At 67.1% G+C, this 24,769-nt stretch carries 21 protein-coding genes; 14 read left to right on the top strand and 7 right to left on the bottom strand.

The genetic code is table 11. The annotated features are described in order from the left end of the window. The first annotated feature begins 27 nt into the window (after positions 1–27). From guaB to guaA, 4 genes are all read left to right on the top strand, one after another. Positions 28–1,551 (top strand): IMP dehydrogenase, encoded by a 1,524-nt coding sequence (gene guaB, locus QP996_RS09525; RefSeq protein WP_284872407.1) that lies wholly within the window; start codon positions 28–30, stop codon positions 1,549–1,551. A gap of 8 nt (positions 1,552–1,559) precedes the next feature. After that, a complete protein-coding gene (locus tag QP996_RS09520; RefSeq protein WP_284872406.1) occupies positions 1,560–2,714 on the top strand; it encodes a GuaB3 family IMP dehydrogenase-related protein in 1,155 nt (384 codons plus the stop codon). Between the two features lie 20 nt (positions 2,715–2,734). Continuing rightward, positions 2,735–4,027: a PAS domain-containing protein gene (locus tag QP996_RS09515; protein ID WP_284872405.1), complete on the top strand. Its 1,293-nt coding sequence runs from the start codon at positions 2,735–2,737 to the stop codon at positions 4,025–4,027. Between the two features lie 122 nt (positions 4,028–4,149). Continuing rightward, positions 4,150–5,757: a glutamine-hydrolyzing GMP synthase gene (gene guaA / locus QP996_RS09510; RefSeq protein ID WP_502870221.1), complete on the top strand. Its 1,608-nt coding sequence runs from the start codon at positions 4,150–4,152 to the stop codon at positions 5,755–5,757. Position 5,758: 1 nt separating this feature from the next. On the opposite strand, the gene QP996_RS09505 is transcribed toward guaA, so the two are convergent. Then, positions 5,759–6,679 (bottom strand): PspC domain-containing protein, encoded by a 921-nt coding sequence (locus QP996_RS09505; protein WP_284872403.1) that lies wholly within the window; start codon positions 6,677–6,679, stop codon positions 5,759–5,761. A gap of 143 nt (positions 6,680–6,822) precedes the next feature. Then, entirely contained in the window at positions 6,823–7,872 is a 1,050-nt protein-coding gene (locus QP996_RS09500) for a PspC domain-containing protein (RefSeq protein WP_070473377.1), read from the bottom strand. A 112-nt stretch (positions 7,873–7,984) separates the two neighbouring features. Here QP996_RS09500 and QP996_RS09495 point away from each other — a divergent pair, with 112 nt between their 5' ends. Together QP996_RS09495 and QP996_RS09490 are read left to right on the top strand one after the other, a co-directional pair. Next, entirely contained in the window at positions 7,985–9,112 is a 1,128-nt protein-coding gene (locus tag QP996_RS09495; RefSeq protein ID WP_284872402.1) for an ATP-binding protein, read from the top strand. After that, complete coding sequence (locus tag QP996_RS09490; RefSeq protein ID WP_070473381.1) at positions 9,109–9,732, top strand: LuxR C-terminal-related transcriptional regulator; 624 nt, start codon at positions 9,109–9,111, stop codon at positions 9,730–9,732. The genes QP996_RS09495 and QP996_RS09490 overlap by 4 nt, the downstream gene beginning before the upstream one ends. Here QP996_RS09490 and QP996_RS09485 read toward each other — a convergent pair. Next, the gene (locus QP996_RS09485; RefSeq protein WP_284872401.1) at positions 9,729–11,588 is read right to left on the bottom strand and encodes an FAD/NAD(P)-binding protein; all 1,860 of its coding nucleotides are present in this window, start codon (positions 11,586–11,588) and stop codon (positions 9,729–9,731) included. The two genes, QP996_RS09490 and QP996_RS09485, sit on opposite strands and share 4 nt — an antisense overlap. 126 nt (positions 11,589–11,714) lie before the next feature. On the opposite strand from QP996_RS09485, the gene QP996_RS09480 reads away from it, so the two are divergent. From QP996_RS09480 to QP996_RS09460, 5 genes are read left to right on the top strand one after another with little or no spacing between them, the layout of a single operon-like run. After that, positions 11,715–13,346 (top strand): TIGR04028 family ABC transporter substrate-binding protein, encoded by a 1,632-nt coding sequence (locus tag QP996_RS09480; RefSeq protein WP_284872400.1) that lies wholly within the window; start codon positions 11,715–11,717, stop codon positions 13,344–13,346. Next, positions 13,347–14,366 (top strand): ABC transporter permease, encoded by a 1,020-nt coding sequence (locus QP996_RS09475; RefSeq protein ID WP_284872399.1) that lies wholly within the window; start codon positions 13,347–13,349, stop codon positions 14,364–14,366. After that, positions 14,363–15,238: an ABC transporter permease gene (locus QP996_RS09470; protein WP_284872398.1), complete on the top strand. Its 876-nt coding sequence runs from the start codon at positions 14,363–14,365 to the stop codon at positions 15,236–15,238. Before QP996_RS09475 ends, QP996_RS09470 begins: the two co-directional genes overlap by 4 nt. Then, positions 15,235–16,839 carry a dipeptide ABC transporter ATP-binding protein gene (locus QP996_RS09465; RefSeq protein ID WP_284872397.1) on the top strand — a complete coding sequence of 535 codons (1,605 nt, stop codon included), beginning with the start codon at positions 15,235–15,237 and terminating at the stop codon, positions 16,837–16,839. The genes QP996_RS09470 and QP996_RS09465 overlap by 4 nt, the downstream gene beginning before the upstream one ends. Beyond that, the gene (locus QP996_RS09460; protein WP_284872396.1) at positions 16,832–18,034 is read left to right on the top strand and encodes an alkylhydroperoxidase domain protein; all 1,203 of its coding nucleotides are present in this window, start codon (positions 16,832–16,834) and stop codon (positions 18,032–18,034) included. The genes QP996_RS09465 and QP996_RS09460 overlap by 8 nt, the downstream gene beginning before the upstream one ends. An 11-nt stretch (positions 18,035–18,045) precedes the next feature. Here the strand turns inward: QP996_RS09460 and QP996_RS09455 are convergent, their stop codons facing one another. Then, positions 18,046–18,531, bottom strand: coding sequence for a PspC domain-containing protein (locus QP996_RS09455; protein WP_284872395.1), 486 nt, complete (start codon positions 18,529–18,531; stop codon positions 18,046–18,048). Between the two features lie 290 nt (positions 18,532–18,821). Next, on the bottom strand, positions 18,822–19,238 hold the full coding sequence (locus QP996_RS09450) for a hypothetical protein (RefSeq protein ID WP_284872394.1): 417 nt from the start codon (positions 19,236–19,238) through the stop codon (positions 18,822–18,824). A gap of 652 nt (positions 19,239–19,890) precedes the next feature. On the opposite strand from QP996_RS09450, the gene imuA' reads away from it, so the two are divergent. Both imuA' and QP996_RS09440 read left to right on the top strand, forming a co-directional pair. Continuing rightward, positions 19,891–20,622: a DnaE2-dependent mutagenesis accessory factor ImuA' gene (gene imuA', locus QP996_RS09445; protein WP_284872393.1), complete on the top strand. Its 732-nt coding sequence runs from the start codon at positions 19,891–19,893 to the stop codon at positions 20,620–20,622. Further along, a complete protein-coding gene (locus tag QP996_RS09440) occupies positions 20,619–22,172 on the top strand; it encodes a Y-family DNA polymerase (protein WP_284872392.1) in 1,554 nt (517 codons plus the stop codon). Before imuA' ends, QP996_RS09440 begins: the two co-directional genes overlap by 4 nt. On the opposite strand, the gene QP996_RS09435 is transcribed toward QP996_RS09440, so the two are convergent. Beyond that, positions 22,173–22,760, bottom strand: a complete 588-nt coding sequence (locus QP996_RS09435) for an AMIN-like domain-containing (lipo)protein (RefSeq protein ID WP_284872391.1) — start codon at positions 22,758–22,760, stop codon at positions 22,173–22,175. Between the two features lie 139 nt (positions 22,761–22,899). Here QP996_RS09435 and QP996_RS09430 point away from each other — a divergent pair, with 139 nt between their 5' ends. Continuing rightward, complete coding sequence (locus QP996_RS09430) at positions 22,900–23,781, top strand: sucrase ferredoxin (protein ID WP_284872390.1); 882 nt, start codon at positions 22,900–22,902, stop codon at positions 23,779–23,781. Positions 23,782–23,991: 210 nt separating this feature from the next. Here the strand turns inward: QP996_RS09430 and QP996_RS09425 are convergent, their stop codons facing one another. Beyond that, a complete protein-coding gene (locus QP996_RS09425) occupies positions 23,992–24,762 on the bottom strand; it encodes an HAD family hydrolase (protein ID WP_284872389.1) in 771 nt (256 codons plus the stop codon). Positions 24,763–24,769 lie beyond the last annotated feature (7 nt).

Here is a 24,769-nt window from a genome sequence, read left to right as displayed (position 1 = left end):
CATCTGCGCAGGAGAGGAGACTATGCGATGGCTAATGAGCGTGTGTGGACTGGTGGGGACGATCCGGACAAGGTTGCGCTTCGCGGCCTGACTTTCGACGATGTGCTGCTGCTGCCGGCGGAGTCCCACATCGTCCCGTCTGAGGTGAGCACTGCCTCCCAGTTCACCAAGAACATCCGTCTGGGCATGCCGATTGCCTCCGCCGCGATGGACACTGTCACCGAGTCCCGCATGGCGATCGCGATGGCGCGCCAGGGCGGCATCGGCGTGGTGCACCGCAACTTGAGCGCACAGGACCAGGCGGAGCACGTCGACATCGTGAAGCGCTCCGAGTCCGGCATGGTGTCCAACCCGGTCACCGCAACCCCGGACATGACGCTTGCAGACGTGGACGCGCTCTGCGCCCGCTTCCGCATCTCCGGCCTGCCGGTGGTGGACGACGGTGGCCGCCTGGTCGGCATCATCACCAACCGCGACATGCGCTTCGAGGCCGATTTTCAGCGCAAGGTCGCCGAGGTCATGACCCCGATGCCGCTCGTGGTCGCACCGGAGGGCGTCGATAAGCAAGAAGCTTTGGCGCTGCTGTCCTCGAACAAGGTGGAGAAGCTTCCGATCGTGGCGGCCGACGGCACCCTGGCCGGCCTGATCACCGTGAAGGACTTTGTCAAGAGCGAGCAGTACCCGAACGCCTCCAAGGATGCCGACGGCCGCCTGCTCGTCGCCGCTGGTGTGGGCACGGGCGAGGACTCCTTCGACCGCGCGGGCCTTTTGGTGGAAGCCGGCGTGGACGCGCTCGTGGTGGACTCCGCGCACGCGCACAACAACCGCGTGCTCGAGATGGTCTCGCGCGTGAAGAAGGAGTTCGGCGACCGCGTCGACGTCATCGGCGGCAACCTGGCCACCCGCAGCGCGGCGAAGGCCATGATCGACGCTGGCGCCGACGCGATCAAGGTGGGCATCGGCCCGGGCTCGATTTGCACCACCCGTGTGGTGGCAGGCGTGGGTGCGCCGCAGATCACCTCCATCCTCGAAGCGTCCGTCCCGGCGAAGGCCGCAGGCGTGCCGATCATCGCCGACGGCGGCATGCAGTTCTCCGGCGATGTGGCCAAGGCGCTGGCGGCTGGTGCGTCGACAGTCATGCTCGGCTCCATGCTCGCCGGCACCGCAGAGGCCCCGGGCGAGATCGTGGTCGTGGGCGGCAAGCAGTACAAGCGCTACCGCGGCATGGGCTCCATGGGCGCGATGCAGGGCCGCGGCCTGACCGGCGAGAAGCGCTCCTTCTCCAAGGACCGCTACTTCCAGGCCGACGTGACCAGCGAGGACAAGCTGGTGCCGGAGGGCATCGAGGGCCGCGTGCCGTTCCGCGGCGAGCTGGACTCCATTACCCACCAGATCGTCGGCGGCCTGCGCGCCGCCATGGGCTACACCGGTGCTGCCTCCATCGAGGAGCTGCAGACGAAGCAGTTCGTCCAGATCACCGCCGCCGGCCTGCGCGAGTCGCACCCGCACGACATCACGCAGACCGTCGAAGCGCCGAACTACCGCCAGTAGGGAGAGAGATGCGCGACTACGTGGAAATCGGCCTCGGCCGCGAGGCCCGCAGGGCCTACGACCTGGGCGACCTTTCGATCGTGCCGAAGCGCCGCACCCGTTCTTCCAAGGATGTGGACACGAGCTGGCATATCGACGCCTACACCTTCGACATCCCGCTCGTGTCCCACCCGACGGATGCGCTGGCCAGCCCCGAGTTTGTCATCGAGATGGGCAAGCAGGGCGGTCTCGGCGTGATCGACGCCGAAGGGCTGTGGGGCCGGCACGCCGACCTCGAGGCTGCGGTGAAAAAGGTTGCGGACTCGTGTGAGGACGCCTGGGCATTCGACTCGAAGGAGGAGTACCAGGAGTACATCGATTCCGGCGAGCGCTCCGTGCGCACTCTGCAGGAGCTGCACGCTGCGGAGCTCGACACTGATTTGCTCACCGAGCGCATCGCGCAGGTGCGCGACTCCGGCGTGACTGTTGCGGTGCGTGTGAGCCCGCAGAACGCGCGGGAGCTGGCACCGGTAGTCATCGCCGCGGGTGCGGAGATCCTGTTCATCCAGGGCTCCATCGTCTCGGCCGAGCACGTGCAGCAGGGCGGCGAGCCGCTGAACCTGAAGGAGTTCGTCGGCTCACTGGACGTGCCGGTGATCGCGGGTGGGGTCTACGACTACTCCACGGCAACCCACCTGATGCGCTCCGGCGTGGCCGGCGTGATCGTGGGCTCGGGCCACGCCAGCACCGTGGTGAAGGTTCCGTCTGCAACCGCAATCGCGGACGTGGCTGCCGCCCGTCGCGACTACCTGGACGAGACCGGTGGGCGCTACGTGCACGTGCTGTCTGATGTGCCCGTCTGGGACGCTGACAGCATCGCCCTCGCTATCGCGTGCGGGGCCGATGCGGTGATGCTCGGCAGGAACTTGGCGCAAGCTTCCGACGCCGCCGCTGGCGGTGTGTACTGGGAGGCACAGACCGCACACCCCCGCTTCCCCCGCGGCGATGTGAGCAAGGATCCGGGTGTCAGCACCTCCACCGCACTGGAGACGGTGCTTTTCGGGCCGTCGAGTGAACCCTACGGCAGCCTCAATGTTGTCGGAGGTCTGAAGAGAATCATGGCCAAGTGTGGTTATACTGATGTGAAAGCTTTTCAGAAAGCAGATCTGGCAATCCGTAGTTAAGAAATTGGATGAGTACGCCTATGCCTAGCCGTGTAACCATTCTTCGCGACGCACCAGAGGGTGCCTCCCACGAAGTCGACGTCAATGACATCTTCTTCTCGGTCACTGACGCGAAGGGTGTGATGACGCATGTCAACGATGTGTTCATCAAGTACGCCCAGTACGACGCGGACGAGATGATCGGCAAGCCGCACAACCTCATCCGCAACGACGAGATGCCGGGTGCCGCATTCAAGCTCATGTGGGACACCATCGAGGATGGCCGCCCCTTTGCCGCGTACGTGCGCAACCTTGCCAAGAGCGGCTCGGCTTACGACGTGCTCGCCACCGTGACCCCGCTGCCCAACGGCGGCTACCTGTCCGTGCGCACCCGCCCGATGACGGAGCGCTTCGAGGCTGCGGGCCAGATCTACCAGGAAGCGAACCTGGTCGAGCACGAGGCGAAGGCCAACGGTGTGGGCCGCCGCGAGCGCGCCGTCAAGGGCGCGGAGAAGATCGGCGAGCTGCTGCCGGACTACGACGCGTTTATCCAGGCTGCCCTGCCGGCCGAGGTGCAGGCGCTTGAGGACGCCGGCTTCACCCTGCCGGAAGGCTCGGGCGACATCTACGACGCGGCCCGCGCGCTGTACAGCGAGCTGGACCAGTTCATGTCCGTCCAGACCGCCATCCAGGACGCGGCCGACGAGCTGCGCAAGGCTTCCGCCACCCTGGTGGAGGAAAACGCCGTCACCAACGACGTGAAGGCGGAGATGGAAAACGTGGTCACCGAGGGTGCTTCGCGCACGCTGCTGCTCGCACCGCTGCAGGTGTGGGCGACCATGCGCGGCATCATCGACGAAAACGCCGCCACCCTGGAGGAGGTGGCCGAGGAGCTCTACGCCAAGACCGCCAACGCGCGCATGGCGATTGCCCTGGCGCGTCTACACACCGCGCAGACCGCGCAGTTTTCCACCGAGTCCGGCGCGGACGAGTCCATGCGTTTGCTTGTGGACGCGCTCGAGGTCGACGTGCGCGAGATGGACGACGCGGTCTTCCTGCACTCGTCCTTCCGCCGCCGCGTGGAGCTGAAGGTCAACTCCATTTCCGAGCTGACCAAGATTCCGCTGGAGATGATCCGCCGCTGGTCTCAGAACACCAACGAGTCCACCATGGGCGCCGAAGTGATGCCGCTGGTGGAGCAGGTCAACAACGCGATGGCCGCCGCGGACAAGTCCATCGCCCAGCTGCAGCAGGCTTCTGAGAAGCTCGCGCAGGCGCCGTCCACCGACGAGGTGCGCGCCGCCCTGGAGCGCCTCAGCTCGGCTGTTCAGTAACGCTTTTTCGCGCGAGCCGCGCGGGTGGTGCCCTTCCGGCGCCACCCGCGCGGCTTTCCTTTGTCCTCGGCCACGCCGGCGCGGGGGCACGCAATGTCATGCAGGTCATTCTGGGGTTTTCCATGGCGGCGCACAGGCAGTTGGGTCTCGCGCGGGATCGACTACGATCTAGGCCTGTGAATACTCCGCAAGCCCGCCCAGTCCTTGTCCTCGATTTCGGCGCGCAGTACGCGCAGCTGATCGCCCGCCGTGTCCGCGAGGCGAACGTGTTCTCCGAGGTGGTTCCCTCCACCATCACCGCCGCTGAAGTCCGCGAGAAAAACCCGCAGGCCCTGATCCTCTCCGGCGGCCCGTCGTCCGTGTACGAAGAGGGCGCGCCGCAGCTCGACCAAGAGATCTTCGAGCTGGACCTGCCGATCTTCGGCATCTGCTACGGCTTCCAGATCATGACCCGCGCGCTCGGCGGCGAGGTGGCCAAGACCGGTGCGCGCGAGTACGGCCGCACGCAGATGCGTGTCGACGGTGGCGTGCTCCACGCCGGCCTCTCAGAAGAGCACCCGGTGTGGATGTCCCACGGCGACTCCGTCACGCAGGCGCCGGAGGGCTTCGAGGTCACTGCGTCTACGCCGGGCGCGCCCGTGGCCGCATTTGAGGACGTCTCCCGCAAGCTCGCCGGCGTGCAGTACCACCCGGAGGTCATGCACTCCCCGCACGGCCAGGAGGTGCTCACCCGCTTCCTCACCGAGATTGCCGGCCTGGAGCAGAACTGGACCGCCTCCAACATCGCCGAGCAGCTGATCGCGGACGTGCGCGAGCAGGTCGGCGAGGGACGTGCGATCTGTGGCCTGTCCGGCGGCGTGGACTCCGCCGTCGCGGCGGCGCTCGTGCAGCGCGCCATTGGCGACCGTCTGACCTGCGTGTTCGTGGACCACGGCCTGCTGCGCCAGGGCGAGCGCGAGCAGGTGGAGACCGACTTCGTGGCCGCCACCGGCGCAAAGCTGGTCACCGTGGACGAGCGCCAGGCATTCTTGGACAAGCTCGCCGGCGTGACCGAGCCGGAGGCGAAGCGTAAGGCCATCGGCGCGGAGTTCATCCGCTCCTTCGAGCGCGCGGTTGCCGGCGTGCTGGAGGGCCAGCAGGTGGACTACCTGGTCCAGGGCACCCTGTACCCGGACGTGGTGGAGTCCGGCGGCGGCACCGGCACCGCCAACATCAAGAGCCACCACAATGTCGGCGGCCTGCCGGACGACGTCGAGTTTGAGCTCGTTGAGCCGCTGCGTCTGCTGTTCAAGGACGAGGTCCGCGCCGTCGGCCGCGAGCTGGGCCTGCCCGAGGTGATTGTGAACCGCCAGCCGTTCCCGGGCCCGGGCCTAGGCATCCGCATCATCGGCGAGGTCACCGAGGAGCGCCTGGAGACCCTGCGCGCCGCCGACGCGATCGCCCGCGAGGAGCTGACCAAGGCCGGCCTGGACGAGCAGATCTGGCAGTGCCCGGTCGTGCTGCTCGCCGACGTGCGCTCCGTGGGCGTGCAGGGCGACGGCCGCACCTACGGCCACCCGATCGTGCTGCGACCGGTCGCCTCCGAGGACGCGATGACTGCGGACTGGGTGCGCATCCCGTACGAGACCCTCGAGGTCATCTCCACCCGCATCACCAACGAGGTGGCCGACGTCAACCGTGTGGTGCTCGACGTGACCTCCAAGCCGCCGGCCACCATCGAGTGGGAGTAAATCACTCCGCGTAGTACGCGGACACGGACCCGACGCGCTGTGTCACATTGATCGTGAGCAGTGCGCTGTCCGCGTCCGCGTTTTGCGTTTCTTCGGGGCAGGCGGTCTCGCCGATGGTGACCTCGCAGTTCACGTCGACCGGAACGTTGGTCGGCAAGATGATGTCGGTGCGGCCAATGGGGTTTTCGAGGGCGATTGTTCTCGGCTCGTTCAGCGGCTCGAGCTCGGTGAGGTCGAGGTAGGTGTCGCCGACGAAGCCGTTAGGCCGCTTGATGTCCGACAGTGCGGCTTCGTATTCCACGGTGATGTGCGCGCTGCCGAATCTGCTGTAGTTGCCAAGCCGCACCTCGCTGACAACCCCCAGCACGAAGATCGTCGCCGCAGTCAGCACGACCGTGACGGGGATCCACAGCCACAGCGGGCGCATCGTGGCCGGTGCTGAATGGGGCTGCTCAGGCGGGTGCCATCGGTCGGAGCCGGGGGCCAGTTCCGCGGGCGGCTCCGGCTGGCGCTGGTGGGCGAGGTACCAGCCAGCCGCGAAGAGCACGAATGCCACCAGCACCGCGCGCAGGTCGCCTTTGGAGGCGATCGGGAAGAAGAGGAACAGTCCCAGCAGCAGGAGCCAGCCGGTGTCGCGCTCTTTCTTTTCTGCCTTGGTCAGCTGCTTTTTCGGGGTGATGATCGTGGCCCACGGGCTGCGGGTGAGCCCGAAGCGGGGCATGTTGATCCAGCACAGCAGGTAGAGGAAGACACCGCTGCCGAAGGCGAGCGACAGCACGACGAAGAGGACGCGGATGAACGTCGGGTCGATTTGGTAGCGCGCACCGATGCCTTCGCAGACGCCACCGATGACGGCTTTACCGCCCTGGTCCTTGGGCAGGCGTGTTGGTCGGGTGTCCCACATCTGCGAAAACGTGCTCATGGGGCCGACATTGTACGTATTTAAAGCACGCCTGCCTGGGTGAGCAGCGAACGCGCCGTCTTGTCCGTCTCCTGTAGCATCAGCGGGTCGGTGCCGGGCATGGGGGGAGATGGTGGTGTCCGCCCCCATCGAGTGGGAGTAAGTCACTCCCCGTAATACGCGGACACAGACCCGACGCGCTGCGTCACGTTGATCGTGAGCAGGGCGCTGTCCTTGTCCGCGTTTTGTATTTCTTCGGGGCAGCTGGCGCGCCCAATCTTTGCGTCGCAATTGACAATTAACGGAACGTCGGTGGGGAGTTTGAGGTCGATTTTGCCGAGGCCGTTGCTGAGTTCGATTGTTGTCGGTTCTTCAGGTGGCTCCATATGCGAAAGGTCGATCCGGGCTTCGCCGATGCGGTGTTTGAATTCCGGCATGGCCTCGGCGGAGTAGGCGGTGACATTGGCAACGCCGAAGTCTCCGATTGCGCCGATGCGAAGTGAGTTGAGTACGGACATCGTCCACAGGGCCACTGCTGCCAGCACCAGTGCGGCAGGTATCCACAACCAGTAGCGCTGCTTCGTGCGCGCAGACTCCGGCTTTGGCTCGACCGGATCCGGCAGGTGCCACAGGTCAGGGGCCACGCCGAGCGGATCCCATGCAGGCGCCTGCTGCCCGGGGTGCTCGTAACCTTCGGGCACGGTGAGGCCCGTGGTGTCCACCGTGGGCCCATTGCTCGTCGACGTTTCCTCCGGCCCGCCCGCCAGCAGCCCCGCCGGGGGTTCCGGCTGCCGCTGGTGCAGGAAGTACCAGCCGGCGGCGAAGAGGATGAACGTGACTAGTACTGCCCGCAGATCGCCTGCGACGGAAGCGGACGGTAAAAACAGGAACAGCCCGAGCAGCAGCCACCAGCCCGTGTCGCGTTCCTTTATCTCCGCCGCGGTCAGCTGCTCTTTCGGGGTGATGATCGCGCCCCACGGGCTGCGGGTCAGCCCGAAGCGGGGCATGTTCATCCAGCACAGCAGGTAGAGGAAGATGCCGCCGCCGAACGCGAGCGAGAGCGCGACGAAAACCACGCGGATGAAAGTCGGATCGATGTGGAAGCGGGCGCCGATGCCTTCGCAGACGCCGCCGATGACGGCTTTGCCGCCCTGGTCCTCCGGGATGCGGGGCGGGCGGGTGTCCCACATCTGCGTGAGTGTGTTGTTCTCCATGGCTCCATCCTCCCGCGGGAGCGCAGGCTGCGGTATCGGGAATGACCCTGATCTTTCGTTTCAGGGTTTTCCCCGATGTGCCCGAAGGCCTGCCCGTGCAACGATGGGGGTTATGTCTGCGCTGTATCCCCGGCTGACCCGGAACCGCTCCCGCCGCGTTGTGGCCGGCGTGGCCTCCGGTGTGGCCGACCACCTGGGGGTGGAGGAAAAGTGGGTGCGTCTGTTCTTCGTCGTAGCCGGCTTCGCGGGCGGGTTCGGCGCGCTGCTCTACGCCGGTTTGTGGATGTGTACGCCCGTGGACGACAGCGGGGCGCAGCGCCAGCGCCCGGGGACGATGGATCTCGCGCTAGTGGTGCTCGGGTTCGCAGGCGCGCTTATTGCGCTGCAGCTGTCGTCGGGCGCGGGGGCCACGGTGGTATTTGTGCTCGGCGTGCTCATCGTCGGTGCGGTAATTGCGCTGCAGGCCTACGACCGCGGCACGGGGTCGTGGGGCAACATCGCCGCGCTAACCTTGGGTGCGCTGCTGGTCATGGCCGGGGTGCTTGCCGTGGCATTTCTCGGGGAGAGCGCAGGGGTTGCCGGTGTGGTGGTCTCCGTGCTGGTCACGGTGCTCGGCGTCGGGGTGCTGGTCGTGCCACTGATTGCCAAGCTGGCCAATTCGTTGCTTGCGGAGCGCGAGGCGAAGGCGGTGGCGGACCAGCGCGCAGAGATCGCCTCGCGGCTGCACGATTCGGTGCTGCAAACGCTCGCGCTGATTCAGAAGCAGGCGGGCGATGCGGAGGAGGTCGCCCGCCTGGCGCGCGCCCAGGAGCGCGAGCTGCGGGCTTGGCTTTTCGACGACTCCGTGCCCAACCACACCACCACCTTCGCCGCCCTGCAGAAAGCGGCCGGCGAGGTGGAGGACGCCTTCCGCGTGGTCATCCAACCGGTCACGGTGGGCGAGGATGTCGCCTTCGACGAGCGTACCGAAGCGGTCGTGCTCGCCGCGAGGGAGGCAATGGTCAACGCCGCCAAGCACGCGGGTGTGGACACCATCGACGTCTACGCGGAGAATCTCGCGGGCAGGCTCGAGGTGTTTGTGCGCGACCGCGGCACCGGTTTTGATCCGGACGCCATTCCGCACGACCGGCATGGTTTGCGCGACTCCATCGTGGGCCGCGTTCAGCGGGTTGGGGGAGAGGTGCGCGTGGTGTCGTCGATAGGCAATGGCTCCGAGGTAGAGATAGCGTTGGACCTATGACGAGCGTGTTCTTGGTGGACGACCACTCCGTTTTCCGCGCCGGGGTCAAAGCCGAACTGGCGGGAGCGGTTGACATCGTTGGTGAGGCAGGCACCGTCGCTGAGGCGGTGCGCGGGATCGAGCGCACGCGCCCGGACGTGGTGCTTTTAGACGTGCACATGCCCGACGGCGGCGGACTGGCCGTGCTCAAGCGGGCACCGGGCCCGGCGTATCTGGCGCTGAGTGTCTCCGATGCCGCCGAGGACGTCATCGCACTGATCCGTGCCGGTGCGCGTGGGTACGTAACCAAGAACATCGCAGGCGCCGAGCTCGCCGAAGCGATTGAGCGGGTGCGCGGCGGGGACGCGTATTTCTCGCCGAGGCTGGCCGGATTCGTGCTCGATGCCTTCGCCTCGGGGCCGGTGGTGGAAGAGGACGACCCGGCGGTGGATTCGCTGACCCGCCGCGAGCTCGAGGTGCTGCGGCTGCTTGCGCGTGGCTACACGTACAAGGAGATCGCCGAGCGGCTGTACATCTCGGTCAAGACGGTGGAGACACACGCGTCGAACATCTTGCGCAAGACGCAGACCTCCAACCGCCACCAGCTCACCAGGTGGGCGGTGGCGCGGGACTTAGGCTAGAGCACGCCCGCCTGGGTGAGCAGCGAGCGAGCTGTCTTGTCGGTCTCCTGCAGCATCAGCGGGTCGGTGCCCGGCATGGGGGAGATGGTGGTGTCCGCCCACTGCTTGCCGGTGGGGATGCCCACGATGTGCAGGCGCGCATCCAGCTCGCCGTCGGGGTGGACGGTGCGGCGGGTGTCATCGTCGGTTTCCGGGGAGGCGGAGCCATGAAACGGGCGCACGCGTCCGGCCTCGCGCAGCGACGCGGTTAGCGCGTCGGGGGAGGTGCGGATGTCGGGGCCGGGCAGGAAGGCGTCGGCAAGCGCGGCGGCGTGCACCGTGCGACCGTGGCTAACCGTCGTGTACTCGCCGTCGGCGACCTCCACCACGGGGTCGGGGCCTAAAAAGGTGACCAGGCCGGCGTCGAAAAGCGCGAGGAGCTCGCGGGTCCGAAACAGCGGCGGGCCGGAGCCGACCATCTGGCCGAACGCCATGTACTGCGACAGTGCCGCCTCGCGGGGGCCGCGGCCGTTCTGGGTGGCAATCGCGCTGGGCTTGCGGCCCGCGGAGATCGCCCACAGACCTGCCTTGAGCGGGGAGTCCCAGGCGGTCACGGCCTCGGCGATGTCCACCTCCATGCCCTCGGCGATGCGGCGGTTCAGCTCCTCCAGGTCCAGCTCCTCGGTCCCGACGAGCGGGTCCACCCAGGCTGCCATGTCGAACGGCTCGGTGCTCATCCCCTCGAGCGCCGCAGTCAGCGCGTGGGCGACTGGCAGGATGCCGTCGGGGGAAGCGGCCGCGGAGAGGTCGGCGTTATCGATGGCCGCGAGGATCTCGTCGAGGGTCGCGCTGAGCGCTTCGGGACGCACACGGGCAAGCACGCGGTAGTACTCGGCGTAGGAGTCGCGGGCCAGCGCCGGCCACAGCTCAAGCCCGAAGGACACCGGCGCCTCGGAGGCGTCGATGGCCGCGCGCAGGCGCGACAGGTCGGCCTTCGGCGGCAGGGAGTGGTACTCCGATTTGGGCAGGTAGGGGTAGCCGCGGCCGGAGGTGACCACGAAGTGCGGCTCCTTGCCGGTGGCCTCGTAGCGCAGACCGGAACGCGCGGAGGAGTCCTCGACGAAGCGGCCGCCGCGGTCGATGGTGGTCAGCGCCATGAGGTCGAAAAAGCCCATGCCCATGCCGCGAACCACGACACGCTCACCGGCCGGCAGAGCTGAGACGTCCTGCTCCACGGGGTTGCCCGGCGGGATGTAGGTCAGGCCCGAGTCGGCGAACGCCTGCTGCGCGGGCGTGGGGGCGGGCAGCACCCAGCCGGAGGCGATGACGGTGGCGTCGGCGTGGACTATCGCGCCGTCGGCAAGCGTGATGGTGTCCTGCGAACCCTCGGCCGCGATCGCAACCGCGCGGGAGTGGTGCTCGACCACCTCGACCGTGTCCGGCAGCTGCGCGAGTGCGACCTTCCAGGCCCAGCGCAGGTACTCGCCGTAGAGCGCGCGCGAGGGGTTGGACTCGGGGCGGGTGGCGCGCAGCTCCTCGTTGTAGTGCTCGGGGAGGGAGGCGCCGGAGGCGTCGATAAGCGGGTGGCTTCTCTCGCCGCGAAGCACCTGGATCCACTCGTACATGGTGGGGCCTTCGAGCACGGGGGCGGAAACGGTTGCGCCGGGTTCGGTGAACAGGGTCACCGCGCCGGCGAGGGTGTTCATGCACAGTGTGCGGGTTTGGTCCGTTTCCCAGATGCGGCCAGCGCCGAGTTGGGCGTCGTCGATGATGTGCAGGGTGAGCGCCTCGCTGCGGGCGCCCAGGTAGGCGGCGATGCGTTCGGTGATGGAGATGCCGCGGGGTCCTGCTCCGACGATTGCAATGGATGCTGCCACGGTGAAAAACCTCCACGATTTCTGTGAACTATTGATCGTATGTAGACTGCCTAGTCTATTGCGGAAGAACCGGATTGTCTAACAGTGGTAATGTGCACTGCGCAACCGAAGAAAGAGGACGATAACGTGCCTAAAACAAAGGTAGCCGCGACGCTTGCGCTCGGCGCGGCAGCCAGCCTGCTCGCCGGATGCGCGGCGGCGGCAGACGGCGACGACGGTGACGTGCTCACCTACCTGGAATCCAACTGGTTTAACAGCCTGTACCCGCCGGCCGCCGGGTTCTACCCCAACGGCGGCGTGGTCAACCAGCTGACGGACCGGCTGCTCTACCAGGATCCGGAGACGCTGGAGCTTGAGCCCTGGATTGCCACGGACCTGCCGGAGATCAACGAGGACGCCACGGTGTTCACCTTCGACATCCGCACGGACGTGACCTACTCCGACGGCACGCCCATGACCGCGCAGAACATCGTGGACAACTTCGACCTGTTCGGCCTAGGCGACAAGGACCGGCTGCTCAACGTCTCGGAGCAGCTCTCCAACTACGAGCGCGGCGAGGTCGTCGACGAAGACACGGTGCGCTTTTACTTCTCCGCACCTTCGCCGGGCTTTGCGCAGGCGACATCGACGTACAACGCGGGGCTGTTGGCCGATTCCTCGCTCAAGCTGCGCAACGAGGAGTTCGGCCCCGGCAACGCGGAAAACGTCATCGGCTCCGGCCCGTTCGTGGTGGACAGTGAGACCCTGGGCACCGACCTGGTGCTCAAGGCCCGCGACGACTATGACTGGGCGCCGCCGTTGCTGGAGCACCAGGGGCGCGCGCGTATCGACGGCATCCATTACACCCTGGCCGCGGAAGAAGCCATGCGCTCCGGCGCGCTGCTGTCCGGTCAGGCCGATGCCGCGCGCACGATCTCCCCGCCGGTGGAGCGCCACCTGAAGGACCAGGGCGTGCAGGTGGTCGCTGCCACCGCCAACGGCATGAACAACCAGCTGGCGATGCGTTTCAACCACCCGCTGTTGCAGGACATCCGCGTGCGCCAGGCGATCATCCACGGGGTCAACCGCGAGGAGATCATCCGCATCCTGCTGTCGGATTCCTACCCGCTGGCGACCTCGTCGATGACCTCGCAGGCCCTGGGGTACGCCGAGCAGCCGGGCGCGTACACCTTCGACCCGGATCAATCGCGCAAGCTTCTCGACGACGCCGGTTGGACCCCCGGCCCGGACGGCATCCGCGTAAAGGACGGCCAACGCTTGAGCTTGTGGGTCAACCACGCCCTGCCACAGCCGCGCTCCAAGGAGATCGTCACCATGATCCAGTCCGACCTGCGCGAGCTGGGCATCGAACTGAACATGGTCGCCGGCGACCGCGCCACCCAGAACGCGGCGCAAAAGGACATCAACCGCGTCCAGCTCATGCACACCATGGTGGGGCGTGCGGACTACGACGTGATCGAATCGCACCTGTCCGTGGACCGCCGCGATTCGCTTCTGAACAACGCGGGCGACGGCGAGCCGATCGACGCGGAGCTGCAGGCGCTGCTGGACAAGGTGGTCTCCACCCCGGACGACGCCGGCCGCGCCGCCGCCTCCAAGGCGGTGCAGGACCACCTGACCGAAAACGCATACACGCTGCCGCTGTTTGAAGAGCCACAGGTCTACGCGCTCGCGCCGCACGTGAAGGGCTTTGACACCGAGGCGGTGGCGCGCCCGAGCTTCTACTCGGTGTACTTCGACCGCGAGGAGGACAAGTAGATGGGCAAGTACGTACTCAAGCGCATCGGCCAGGCGCTCATCGTGCTCCTTTTGGCCTACACCCTGGCGTTTTTCCTGCTGTCCGCGCTGCCTTCCGACGGCGTGGCCGCCCGCTACGCGGACCCGGCCCTAGGCCTGTCCCAGGCGGAGATCGAGCAGATCCGCGAACAGATGGGCGTGGACAAGCCGCTGATCCAGCAGTACTTCGCCACCTTGGGCGGGCTGTTTACCGGCGACCTGGGCTACTCGGTGGCCACCGGCACGCCCGTGTTCGACCTGATCACGGACGCCGCGCCGCACACGTTCGCGCTCGCCGCGACGTCGATAGGCTTAGCGATTGTGGTGGCGCTGGCCACCGCGTACGTGGCCACCCTGCCCGGCGCAGGCGCGCTGCGCAGCGCTGTGCGCGCCCTGCCGTCGTTCATGGTCTCCCTGCCCGGCTTCTGGATCGCCATCCTGTTGCTGCAGTTCTTCTCCTTCCGCCTGGGCTGGGTCAACGTGGTTGACCCGACCCCGCTGGAGGGACTGATCCTGCCTACGCTCACCCTCGCCGTGCCCATGGCGGCGCCGCTGATGCAGGTGCTCATCCGCTCCATCGACGAGGTCCGCGCCCAGCCGTTCGTGCAGGTCGTGCGCGCCCGCGGTGCCAGCGAGGCCCGCATCTTCTGGCGCGACGTGCTGCGCAACTCGCTTCTGCCCGCAATCACCATGGCTGGCCTGCTGTTCGGCGAGCTGGTCGGCGGCGCCGTGGTCACCGAGACCGTCTTCGGCCGCGCCGGGCTGGGCTCGCTGACCGTCAACGCCGTGTCCAGCCGCGACATGCCGGTGCTGCTCGGCGTGGTGCTTATCGCCGCCACCGCGTACGTGGTGATCAACCTGATCGTGGACCTGCTCTACCCGGTGCTGGACGTGCGTCTGCGCGACCAGGCCGTGGCGGAGGCTGCCACCACCCCGGCGGCCCTTGAGGAGCAGACCGCCGCACACACCCCGGCTACGACAGCAAAGGAGGCCGTCCGATGAGCACGACCAACTTGGTGCACAACCAGCGCGCGCCGCAGAAGGACCACCGTCCGCGCAAGGCCCGCAAGCACCGTCGCTGGAGCTCGCCGGCGACTATCCTGTCGCTGATCGTGCTGGCCATCGCCGCGCTGTGGGCGATCGTGCCGGGCATCTTCGCGCCGCACGACCCGTACAACGGCGTCGACGTGGCACTGCTCGCCCCCAACGGCGAGTACTTCTTCGGCACCGACGCGGTGGGCCGCGACCTGTTCTCGCGCGTGGTGTACGGCGCGCGCCAGTCGCTGCTCGGTGCCCTGATTGCCGTGGCCGTCGGTCTGGTGCTGGGCACCCTGATCGGCCTGATCGCCGGCACCCAGCGCGGCTGGGTGGACACGGTGCTGATGCGCCTGGTGGATGTGCTGCTGGCCATCCCCGGCATCCTGCTGTCGCTGTCCATCATCATCGTCACCGGCTTCGGCTCGCTGCAGGCGGCGTTCGCCGTCGGCATGACCTCGGTGGCCACGTTTGCGCGCCTAGCGCGCTCGCAGGTGATCCAGATTGCTAACGCGGATTTCGTCGAGGCCGCCTACGGCTCCGGTGCCACCCAGGCCCAGGTGCTGTTCCGCCACGTATTGCCGAACTCGCTGACCCCGGTGCTGGCGCTGGCCGCGCTGCAGTTCGGTACCGCCATCTTGCAGCTGTCCATCCTGGGGTTCTTGGGCTACGGCGCGCCGCCGCCGACCCCGGAGTGGGGCCTGCTCATCGCAGAAGGCCGCGACTTCATGGCAACCGCCTGGTGGCTGATCCTGCTGCCCGGTCTGGCCATCGTGGCCACCGTGATGTCCGCCAACCACCTGTCCCAGGTGATCCAACAGGAAGGTGATGTGAAGTGACCACGCCAATGCTTGAAGTCAGCGGCCTGACCGTCGCGTACGGCGACGCGGACCCAGTGGTGCGCGACATCTCGTTTTCCGTCGAGGCCGGGAAGATGACCGCGATCGTGGGCGAGTCTGGCTCCGGCAAGACCACCTCCGCGATGGCGGCGCTGGACCTGCTGGGGCCTTCCGGCAACGTGCTTTCCGGCAGCATCCGTTTCAAGGGCCAGGAGCTCTCTGGCCTCACCAACGCCGAGTGGCGCAAGTTGCGCGGCACGAAGATCGGTCTGGTGCCGCAGGACCCGAATAACTCGCTCAACCCGCTGAAGACCATCGGCGCGTCTGTGGAGGACGGTCTGGAGATTCATGGGGTGGGGGATGCGGCGGAGCGCCGTCGTAAAGCAATTGCCCTGCTGGAACGCGTGGGCATCGACGACCCGGAGCGCCGCTACAACCAGTACCCGCACGAGCTGTCCGGCGGCATGAAGCAGCGCGTGCTCATCGCGGCGGCGGTGGCGCTCGAGCCCGAGGTGCTCATTGCGGACGAGCCGACGTCCGCGCTCGATGTGACGGTGCAGAAGACCATTCTGGACCTGCTGGACAAAATGCGCGCTGAGTTGGGCCTTGGCATCGTCTTCATCACCCACGACCTCGCCGTCGCGGGCGACCGGGCGGACGACGTGGTGATCATGGAGCGCGGCCGTGTGGTCGAGCACGGCCCGGTGGGCCAAGTGCTGACCAGCCCGCAGCAGGACTACTCGAAGCGCCTGCTGGCCAACGTGCCCTCGCTTGCGGTCGCAGATGCCTATCGACGTCCTCCGGTCACCCCCGAGCCCCTCCTTTCCGTCAGCGGGCTGACCAAGCGCTACGGCGACTTCACGGCGGTGGAGGACATTTCCTTCGACGTGGCGCGCGGCTCCACCCACGCCTTAGTCGGCGGCTCAGGCTCCGGCAAGACCACCACCGGGCGCGCGATTTCCATGTTCAACCAGCCCACCGCGGGAAGTATCACCCTAGACGGCACGGAGCTGACGGGGCTCACACCAAAGCAGCAGCGGGGCCTTCGCGGCCGGGTGCAGATGGTGTACCAGAACCCGTACTCCTCGCTGGACCCGAAGATGCGGGTCGGCGAGATCGTCGCCGAGCCGCTGCGCAACCTCGCCGGCGCCTCGAAGCGTGAGGCGCTCACACGCGCCGACGAGTTCTTGGCGCGCGTGGCGCTGGACCCAGCGAAGTTCGCCTCCCGCACCCCGGCGCAGCTGTCCGGCGGGCAACGCCAGCGCGTGGCTATCGCCCGTGCGCTGATTGTGGAGCCGGAGCTGGTGGTGCTGGACGAGGCGGTCTCCGCGCTCGATGTGACCGTGCAGGCCCAGATCCTGGAGCTTTTGGAGGACCTGCAGCGTGAGCTCGGCCTGACCTACGTGTTCATTTCCCACGACCTGGCGGTGGTGCGCCAGATTTCGGATACCGTGAGCGTGTTCAGCCGCGGCCGCCAGGTGGAATACGGGGCGACCAACGACGTGTTTGCACACCCGCAGCACGATGTCACCCGCGAGCTCATCAACGCCATCCCCGGCACCGTGTTCCGCGCCCGACAGTTAGGAGAGTTTGTTGTCTAACCGCACCGACATTATTGACGTCCTGGCCGAGACCCCGGCGGAGCTCGCCGAGTTGCGACGCCGCCGCCCCGAGGCGGTGGAGAACGCCCAGCGCAGCTTCGAGGCGCTGTTCGAGCCGACCGACGACGCGCTGATTCAGGCGCTGCCGGTGTCCACCCGCTACGCCGTTGCCGCCTTCATCGCCGGCGTCTCCGGCGCGAAGCGTGCCGCGGCGTTCTACACCGACCTGCTCGCGGACGAGGACGAGTCGCTGGTCGCCGTGGTCGAAAACGCCGTGCGTGAAAGTGCGTCCGCCGGACCCTACGCCGGCGGCGACTTCGTGACCTTCGGCGAGGGGGCTTTGGCCGCCGCGTTCGACTTCGCCCACCTGCTCACCTTCCACCCCAAGGACGCATCCCCCGCGGCGATCGGGCACCTGCAGGAAGCGGGATACAACGAAAACGCGATTGTCTCGCTCGGCCAGCTCATCGCGTTTGTGGCGTTCCAGCTGCGTGTGGTGCACGGCGTGCGCGTGCTGGCGGGTGGCGGCGAGGTGCCGGAGGGCGTCGATAAGCGAGCTGGCGTTGCGGATCCCGGTTGGGCGCCTGCGGCCGCCACCTTGCAGCCCGATGTGGTTGCGCCCGAGACGTTTGTGGCGCACCCGCTGGGCTGGAAGCCGTGGTTGGCGCCGCTGGAAAAGGCTGAGCTGACCGAGGAGCACATCGACGCGCTGATCAAACCCGAGCGCGCCGACATGGAGTATTTCCGCCTGCTCGCGCGCGACCCGCAGGCGCTGAAAGCCCGCACGCTGACGGACCTGGACATCTTCTACAACACCGAGGGCGGGCTGGGCCGCGCCGAGCGCGAACTCGCCGCCACGGTGGCCTCGCGCCTGAACGGCTGCGAGTACTGCGCCTCGGTGCACCAAGGCCGTTCCAAGGATGAGGGCGGCGACGCGGAGGCCATTGACACGCTTCTCGACGAAGGCGTGACCGCCGACCTCTCATCCGAGCTCTGGAACGCCATCCGCGACGCCGCGGTGGCGCTGACCCGCACCCCCTACGAGTTCGGCGGGCCACACGTGGACGCGCTGCGGGCCGTGGGCCGGGACGACCTGGCGGTGCTGGATGTGGTGAACTCGTCCGCGTTCTTCAACTGGGCGAACCGGCTGATGCTCACCCTCGGCGCGCCGGACGTGCCGAAGCGCTACCGCTAGCTGGTTTTTGCCTAGCGCCAGACCAGATCGTCGTTGCTGTTGGGGCCTGCCGGCGGCTCCGGGTTGCTCGCGTAGATGACGTACCAGACGAAGAAGAACACGGCGAAGCTGAGTAGCGTGCCTCGCAGATCCGCGGCCTGATTAAGCGCGGGCAGGAAGACAATCAGGCCGAGAAGCAGCCACCACCCGGGCTTGCGTTCCTCGATTTCGCGCGGGGTGAGCTGCTCCTTCGGCGTGATAATCGCCTTGGCCGGAGTGATGTTCATCCCCACTCGCGGCATGACAAACCAGCACAGCAGGTAGGCGAAGATGCCGCCGCCGAAAATGAAGCTGAAGATGACAAACGCGATGCGCATGGCCACCGGGTCCACCTTGTAGCGCTCACCGGCGCCGACGCAGACACCGGCGATCACGGCGCGCCCGCCCGCGTCCTTCGGGATGCGGTGCGGGCGGGTGTCCCACATGTGCTTGAGCGATGTCGAAGATCCTTGAGCCATACGCGCCATTATCCGTGCGTTTGCCGGACTTCGCAGCCGGGGTTTCGGCGCGGCGGGGCTGTCTTGCTGTTTGCCGGCTGCGCCGTGCTGCCGACAGACCCCAAGTGACAAAGCCCGAGTATGCGCCGATTTCGGCCTTAATAGGGCTTTGCTACTAGGGGTCTGTGCGAAGGGGTGCTCCTGCGGAGCTCGAAAGCTACTAGAAAGTTACTCGAAACCGAATGTTTCTAGGTTGAGCTGCGCAAACTCGTCTACTAGAAAGCCTTTCGAGTAGATTCTTTCGAGTAGATCTACGCGTACGCGAGGCGCCGCGACCCATCCACGTGTGGGTACAGCACCCACGCCGCCGCGGCCGCCAGCACGCCCGCAACCCACGCGCCCACCGCGGGCCAACCGGCCAGCGGCGAGAGCATGAGCAGCAGCCACCACAGCATCAGGGGGAGCACCATGCCTATCGACGGCACCCTGGCCACGTTCTTCTCCTCCGCAAACGCGCGGAGCTGTTTACGGTAGGGGTGCAGCAGCGTGACGGCGACGGCGGCAACGACACACAGAATCGCCACGACTGCTTTGACACTCAGCGGCGCCTGTGAGGCCATCACGCCGACGGACCCGCCCACGCCGACAGAGCCCAGTGCTCGTACGACGGTTGGGGTGGGGATCGGCGTGACGCGGCCTCGGACCTCTGCTGCGCTGATGGGGATCACGAAGGGCGACGTTACCAGGGCGCTCCTGCGCATAGCGGGACAACGCCTGGGCGCACTGCTCAACCAACCGCTTCGAGACGAACCCAGTGCAGCCGCGCGCATCCAGCCACTGCCACGTCTCGGCATAGACCAGGTTAGCGCCCAGCGGTTTGCCGTCCCGCTGCTCTGCCGAGAGATACTCTGCCTGGGTTCGTGAGGCGTGTGGCGGGGGATCTGAGGCTAGTTTCTCGTTAAGTTGACGCAGACATAAACGAATAGGCTTTGAGATGATTCAAAGTTCAAACAGGGGGTGTCTTTATGCGCGCGCTCTGTCGTCATCCTTCGCTCGATGGAAGAAGAAAGCGGAGACAGGAAAGGCCACAGCAGCGAGACCCCAACCAGCAATGGCGGCTCCTGCTACAGGGGTTGTTACTCCAAGAAGAGGTGCTACCGCGCCGATCGCGAGTGCAACGAACCCACGAGACTGATTTTTGCTCGGTTTCATAATTGACTCCAATCTGATAGGCGACTCACATACGGAGTGTACACAGACACCGCAAGGAATATGTTCTGCATCACACTTCCATGAGCCAGGTTCTCATGAAGATGAAGTAGAAAACATGTTCGACCAGGAGCGTTGCCTGCGTCGGCCCCGGGGTGCATACTATCTGGCGTGAGTGGAACATCTATTCGAGCTGTGTCGGCAGCGGCGGCGAACCTGGCGGTTGTGGATGAACCGCCAGCTCAGCAGTCGCGCGCCGATCAGATCGCCGAGCTGCGCGCCCGTATGGCCGCTATCGGCGGGGAGGTTCCGCAGCAGGTCGTCGAGGATGCGGAGACCCTGACGGTGGCGGGCGGGCTTTCGCTCGTGCTGCCGAACGGTGGCCTGCCGCGCCGGGCGGTCACGCACGTCAGCGACACCCCGGCGCTGATCGTGGAGCTCATCGGCCAGGTGGTGCAGGCAGGCGGGCGCGCAGGTGTGGTGGGGTGGCCGGAGCTGTCCTACGCCGGCATCGATATAGACGCGATGGAGCGGGTGGTGGCGGTGCCGGACGCGGGCCTCGACGACCTCAGCGTCGCGGGCGTGCTCGCCGAGGGCCTCGACCTGGTGGTGCTGCGCACCCGCAGCCCGTTCCAGCTCACCCCGGTTCGCGCACGCCCCCTGCTCGCCCGGATCCGCAAAGGTCAGGCGGCGCTGGTGTGCGTGAACGTGGAAGTACCCTCGCCGGCGCTGACCATCACGGGCCAGCTCGCGCAGTTCCACGGCATTGGCCGTGGTACAGGCCGCATCACCGGCATCGACTTCGACGTCCGCGCGCAGGCCAAGGGCTACCGTCCGGCGAGTGCGCGGGTGACGTTGGGTACCGGAGGCGTCGAGAAGCGAAGGCTCCGGGCCGTCACATGAGGGCCGCGGCGCTGTGGTTCCCGGACTGGCCGGTGCAGGCGGCGCGGCTGGAATCGGGCGATGAACTGGCAGAACCCATCGCGATCGCGGCGCAGCACCGGGTGAAAGTGTGCTCGCACGCCGCGCGCCAGGTGGGCATCCGCCGCGGGATGCGGGTGCGCAACGCTCAAGCGGTCGCCCCAGAGCTGACGGTGGTGGAGGATAACCCGGACCGCGACGGGCGGATGTTCGCCTCGCTGGCAGCCAGCTTCGACGACGTCGCCGCCAGCGTGGAAGTGGTGCGCCCCGGTCTTGTGGTGGTGGATGTGGAGGCCGCCGCCCGCTTCCACGGCAGCGAGGACAAAGCGCTCGAGATGCTTATCGACGCTGCCTCGCGCCGCGGCATCGACACCCAGGCAGGCGCCGCCGACGAGATCGCCACCGCGCTCATCGCCGCGCGCGCCTCCCAGGTGATCCCGCCCGGCGGCTCGGCTGAGTTTTTGGCCGCGCAGCCGCTCGGCGTGCTGGTGGCGGAAGAGTCGCTCGCCGCGGACATGGACACCGTCAAAGCGCTCGGCCAGCTGGGCATTACTACTCTCGGGGAGCTGGCGAAGCTGCCGCCGAACGCGGTGACCACCCGCTTCGGCACCAAAGGCATGCGTATCCACCGCATTGCTTCCGCCGCGCCGGACCGCCGCGTCGCCCCGGAGCTGCCGGTGGAGGACCTCGCCGTGGCAATCACGCCCGAGGACCCGATCGAGCGCGTGGACGCCGCCGCGTTCGCCGCCCGCGCCCTGGCCGCCAGCCTGCACGAACGGCTCAAAGACACCGGCCGCAACTGCCTGCGCCTGAAAGTTATCGCCGAGCTTCACGACGGCACCCGCGTCGAACGCGTCTGGCGCACCCGCGAACCGCTCACCGAAGCCGCCACCGCTGACCGCGTGCGCTGGCAATTGGATGGTTGGCTGACAAACGGTGGCTCCGGCGCAATCACCAGCCTCATCCTTGAACCGCTCGAATTCGCCGCGCCCGAACCAGTCGGCGAGCTGTGGTCCGACGGTGCGTCCACCGACACCGCGCGCCGGGTGGTCGAGCGCGTCCAATCCCAACTCGGCATCGACGCCGTGCTCCAACCGCGCCTTGTCGGCGGGCGCGGGGTGGCCGAACGCGTGGCGATGGTGCCGTTTGGGGAGGAACCGGAGGACGTCGATAGGCAATCGTGGCCCGGGGCGATCCCAAAACCCCTGCCCGCGCGCCTTGGCGGCGGCATCGACCACCCGGCCTCGCGCATCATGCTTATCGACGCCTCCGGTGCCCCCGTCATCGTCACCGCCGAAGCCCTGCTGAGCAGCGAACCGTACGGGCTGGCCTGGGGCGAGAAGCGCTACCTGGTCACTGGGTGGGCGGGCCCGTGGCCTGTGGACGCGGACTGGTGGACGCAAACCGAGCTGCCCGCAGGCCGCGTCGCGCGCATGCAGGTTGTGGGCCGCGAAGGCGGGGAAGGGGGCGCCGTGACCGGCTGGCTTCTGGTGTGGAGCCGGCGCAGCTGGCGCGTGGAGGCTGTCTACTAGTTACTTCTGCACGATATCCACGACAACGCGCGTGGGGTTCTCCAACACCTGCACCGAGTACGGCAGCTCCGAGCGCAGGCCCACCACAACCTGGCTGCGGCCCTCGTACGTGCCGGCGCTGATCACGTCGATGACGTTGCCCGTATCGCCCGCCATGGTCACCGGGACGTCGTTGTCCTTGCCCAGCTCAAAGGGGTACACGGTGCCGTCGACGTTGATGTTGAGGAAAGAGTTGCCCGCCACCTGCAGCGGCTGGCCCACCGTCTCCTGCATCGGGGTGGAGGTGTAGGAGACGAACCAGCCCGGATCGCCGTCGCCCTCCAGGTCCACAACCACGCGGTCGAAGCCCTCGTGCGCGCCGACGCGGACGCCGACCACGGCCAGGCGCGAAGGCTCCGACGGGCGCTGCGTCTTCGGCGACGGATCTGCAGTGCCTAGCGGCTGCAGCTTCGCGGTGGGGGAGGCCAGGCTGCCCGCCAGGGTGTTCCCGGCACCGTCGTCGACAACGCTGCAGGCGCCGCACGCGACGGAAGCCGCCACGCACGCGCCCGCGAGCGCCGCGCGGGAAAGACCGGAAATTTTAAACACCCAGTCACCGTAGCCAGCGGGCAGGTGAGATCAAAAAGAAAAAGGGCAAAACCGCAAAAGGTTATACAACCGTTATAACTTGGAGTGGTGTCCAAGAGGGTGACTTACAGGTTAGGGCACGCTTAGCTATGGTGGTGCCATGCAACAACTGCCCTGCTCTGATGTAGAGGTTGAACCGCTGCCGGGAACCGCCAAACCCGGCTCGGTGTACGTGCTTTTCGAGTGGCCGGAGGCCTGGCCTCGCGACGTCATGGGCGACGCCGCCCTCGGCGAAGAACTCACCGCCAAGCTCGCGCCCATGCTGGAGGCTCACGACGCCACCCTGCTGCTCATCCGCCACCCAACGCGCGAGGGCCGCAACATCACCGACCACCACCTCTACCTCGTCTTCGCCGACGAGGCCGTCACCGAGGTTAAGCACGTCGACAGCCCCGACGAGCTGCTGGAACTGGACCTGTCAGGCCCGGGCCGCAACGGCGCCGAACGCCGCGAGCGCCCGCTGCTGCTGATTTGCACCCACGCTAAGCGCGACCGCTGCTGCGCCGTCAAGGGCCGCCCGCTGGTCAACGAGCTGCACGCGCGCCACCCGTTCGGCCCCGGCAACGACGTCGTGTGGGAGACCTCCCACATCAAGGGCCACCGCTTCGCGCCGACGATGCTGCTCATGCCGTGGGCCTACAGCTTCGGCCGCATGAACATCGAGGCCACCGACGCCATGCTTGCCGACGCATCCGAGGGCCGCTACTTCGTCCCCGGCAACCGCGGCCGCGGCACCCTCGGTCCCGCCGAGCAGGTGGCTGAGCTCGCCGTCGCCGCCGAGGTGCCCGGTGCACGCTATGGCCAGTTCGAGGTTGCTGCGCCTGATGGTGGTGCCGCCCTGGTCACCGACACTGCGTCCGGCCAGGCGTACGAAGTGCAGCTGGAGCAGCGCCCGGCGTCCGGTGTGGTCGACTCGTGCGGAAAGGCGCCGAAAGAGAGTACGGCCTGGGTCGCGGTGTCGGTTGCGCCTGTGTCGCGGTGAGATTGCGGGATCCGGAGTATCCGGCTTGGGGCCAGGGGGGTCGGGCGCGGATCGTCTAGCAGTATCGCCGCCCTGCTAGACGATCAGGCCGATACCAACAATCGTGTTCATTATCACCTGGGGAAACGCTGCCTGATTTCGTTGATCGTCTAGCGGTGTTTCCTCGGCTGCTAGACGATCTGCGCGTGAGCCTGGGACAACGCCAGACAGCTATATGTACTCGCCCAGGACCTCCGCCACGGAGCCGATGACGCGGTCCGTGGCGGCGCGCACCTCTGCGGGGGAGTGGTGGAAGCCGTGGGAGACGTCCGCGATGGCGTGCATGGGCAGGTCGTTCCAGGAATCGCCGAATGTGTAGAGCTGGATGGATTCGCGGGGGAGGCGGAGGACGTCGAGAAGCTGCGAAATGCCTGCGCCCTTGGAGCGGCCCGGGGCCATGAGATCGATGTAGTCCTGGTTCTGCGCGACCTCGACCTCGCCGAGCGTGGACGCCCAGTCGACGACCTCCGCGCGCAGGTCCGCGTTGCCGGGCACCCAGATGGGCACGACGGCGAAGCGGTGGTCGGGGATGTCCGCGGGAGTCATCTGCGCAAAGTGCGCGGTGAAGGTGTGGGTGACGCCGGTGTTGTTGGCGAACACCCCGTCGACGTGGCCCAGGGTGGTGCCGAAGATGGCCAGGCCCTCGCGGGAACCGAAGGCGTCCAAAGTCGCCTGTAACACGGAGCCGGCGACCTCGTGGCCGAAGATGAGCTGGCGGTTCGCCCCGTCTGTGGCGGAACCGCCGTTGGACAGCACCTGGTAGTCGAACCCGAGCCCGCTGCCGCGCATCCCGTAAGCCAGGGCGGTGCGGGAGCGGCCGGTGGCAGAAATGGCAAGATGCCCGGCAGCGCGCCAGGCATCTATCGCGGCGATGTCCTCCTCGCGGAAGCCCTGGGGAGGGTGGTGGAGAGTGCCATCGAAGTCGAACGCCGCAACCTTCATGGCACCC

The sequence above is a fragment of the Corynebacterium sp. MSK008 genome, from assembly GCF_030232585.1.
GTDB lineage: Bacteria > Actinomycetota > Actinomycetes > Mycobacteriales > Mycobacteriaceae > Corynebacterium.
The sequence above is the reverse complement of the archived record's forward strand: the minus strand, read 5'-3'. Positions and strand labels throughout refer to the sequence as shown.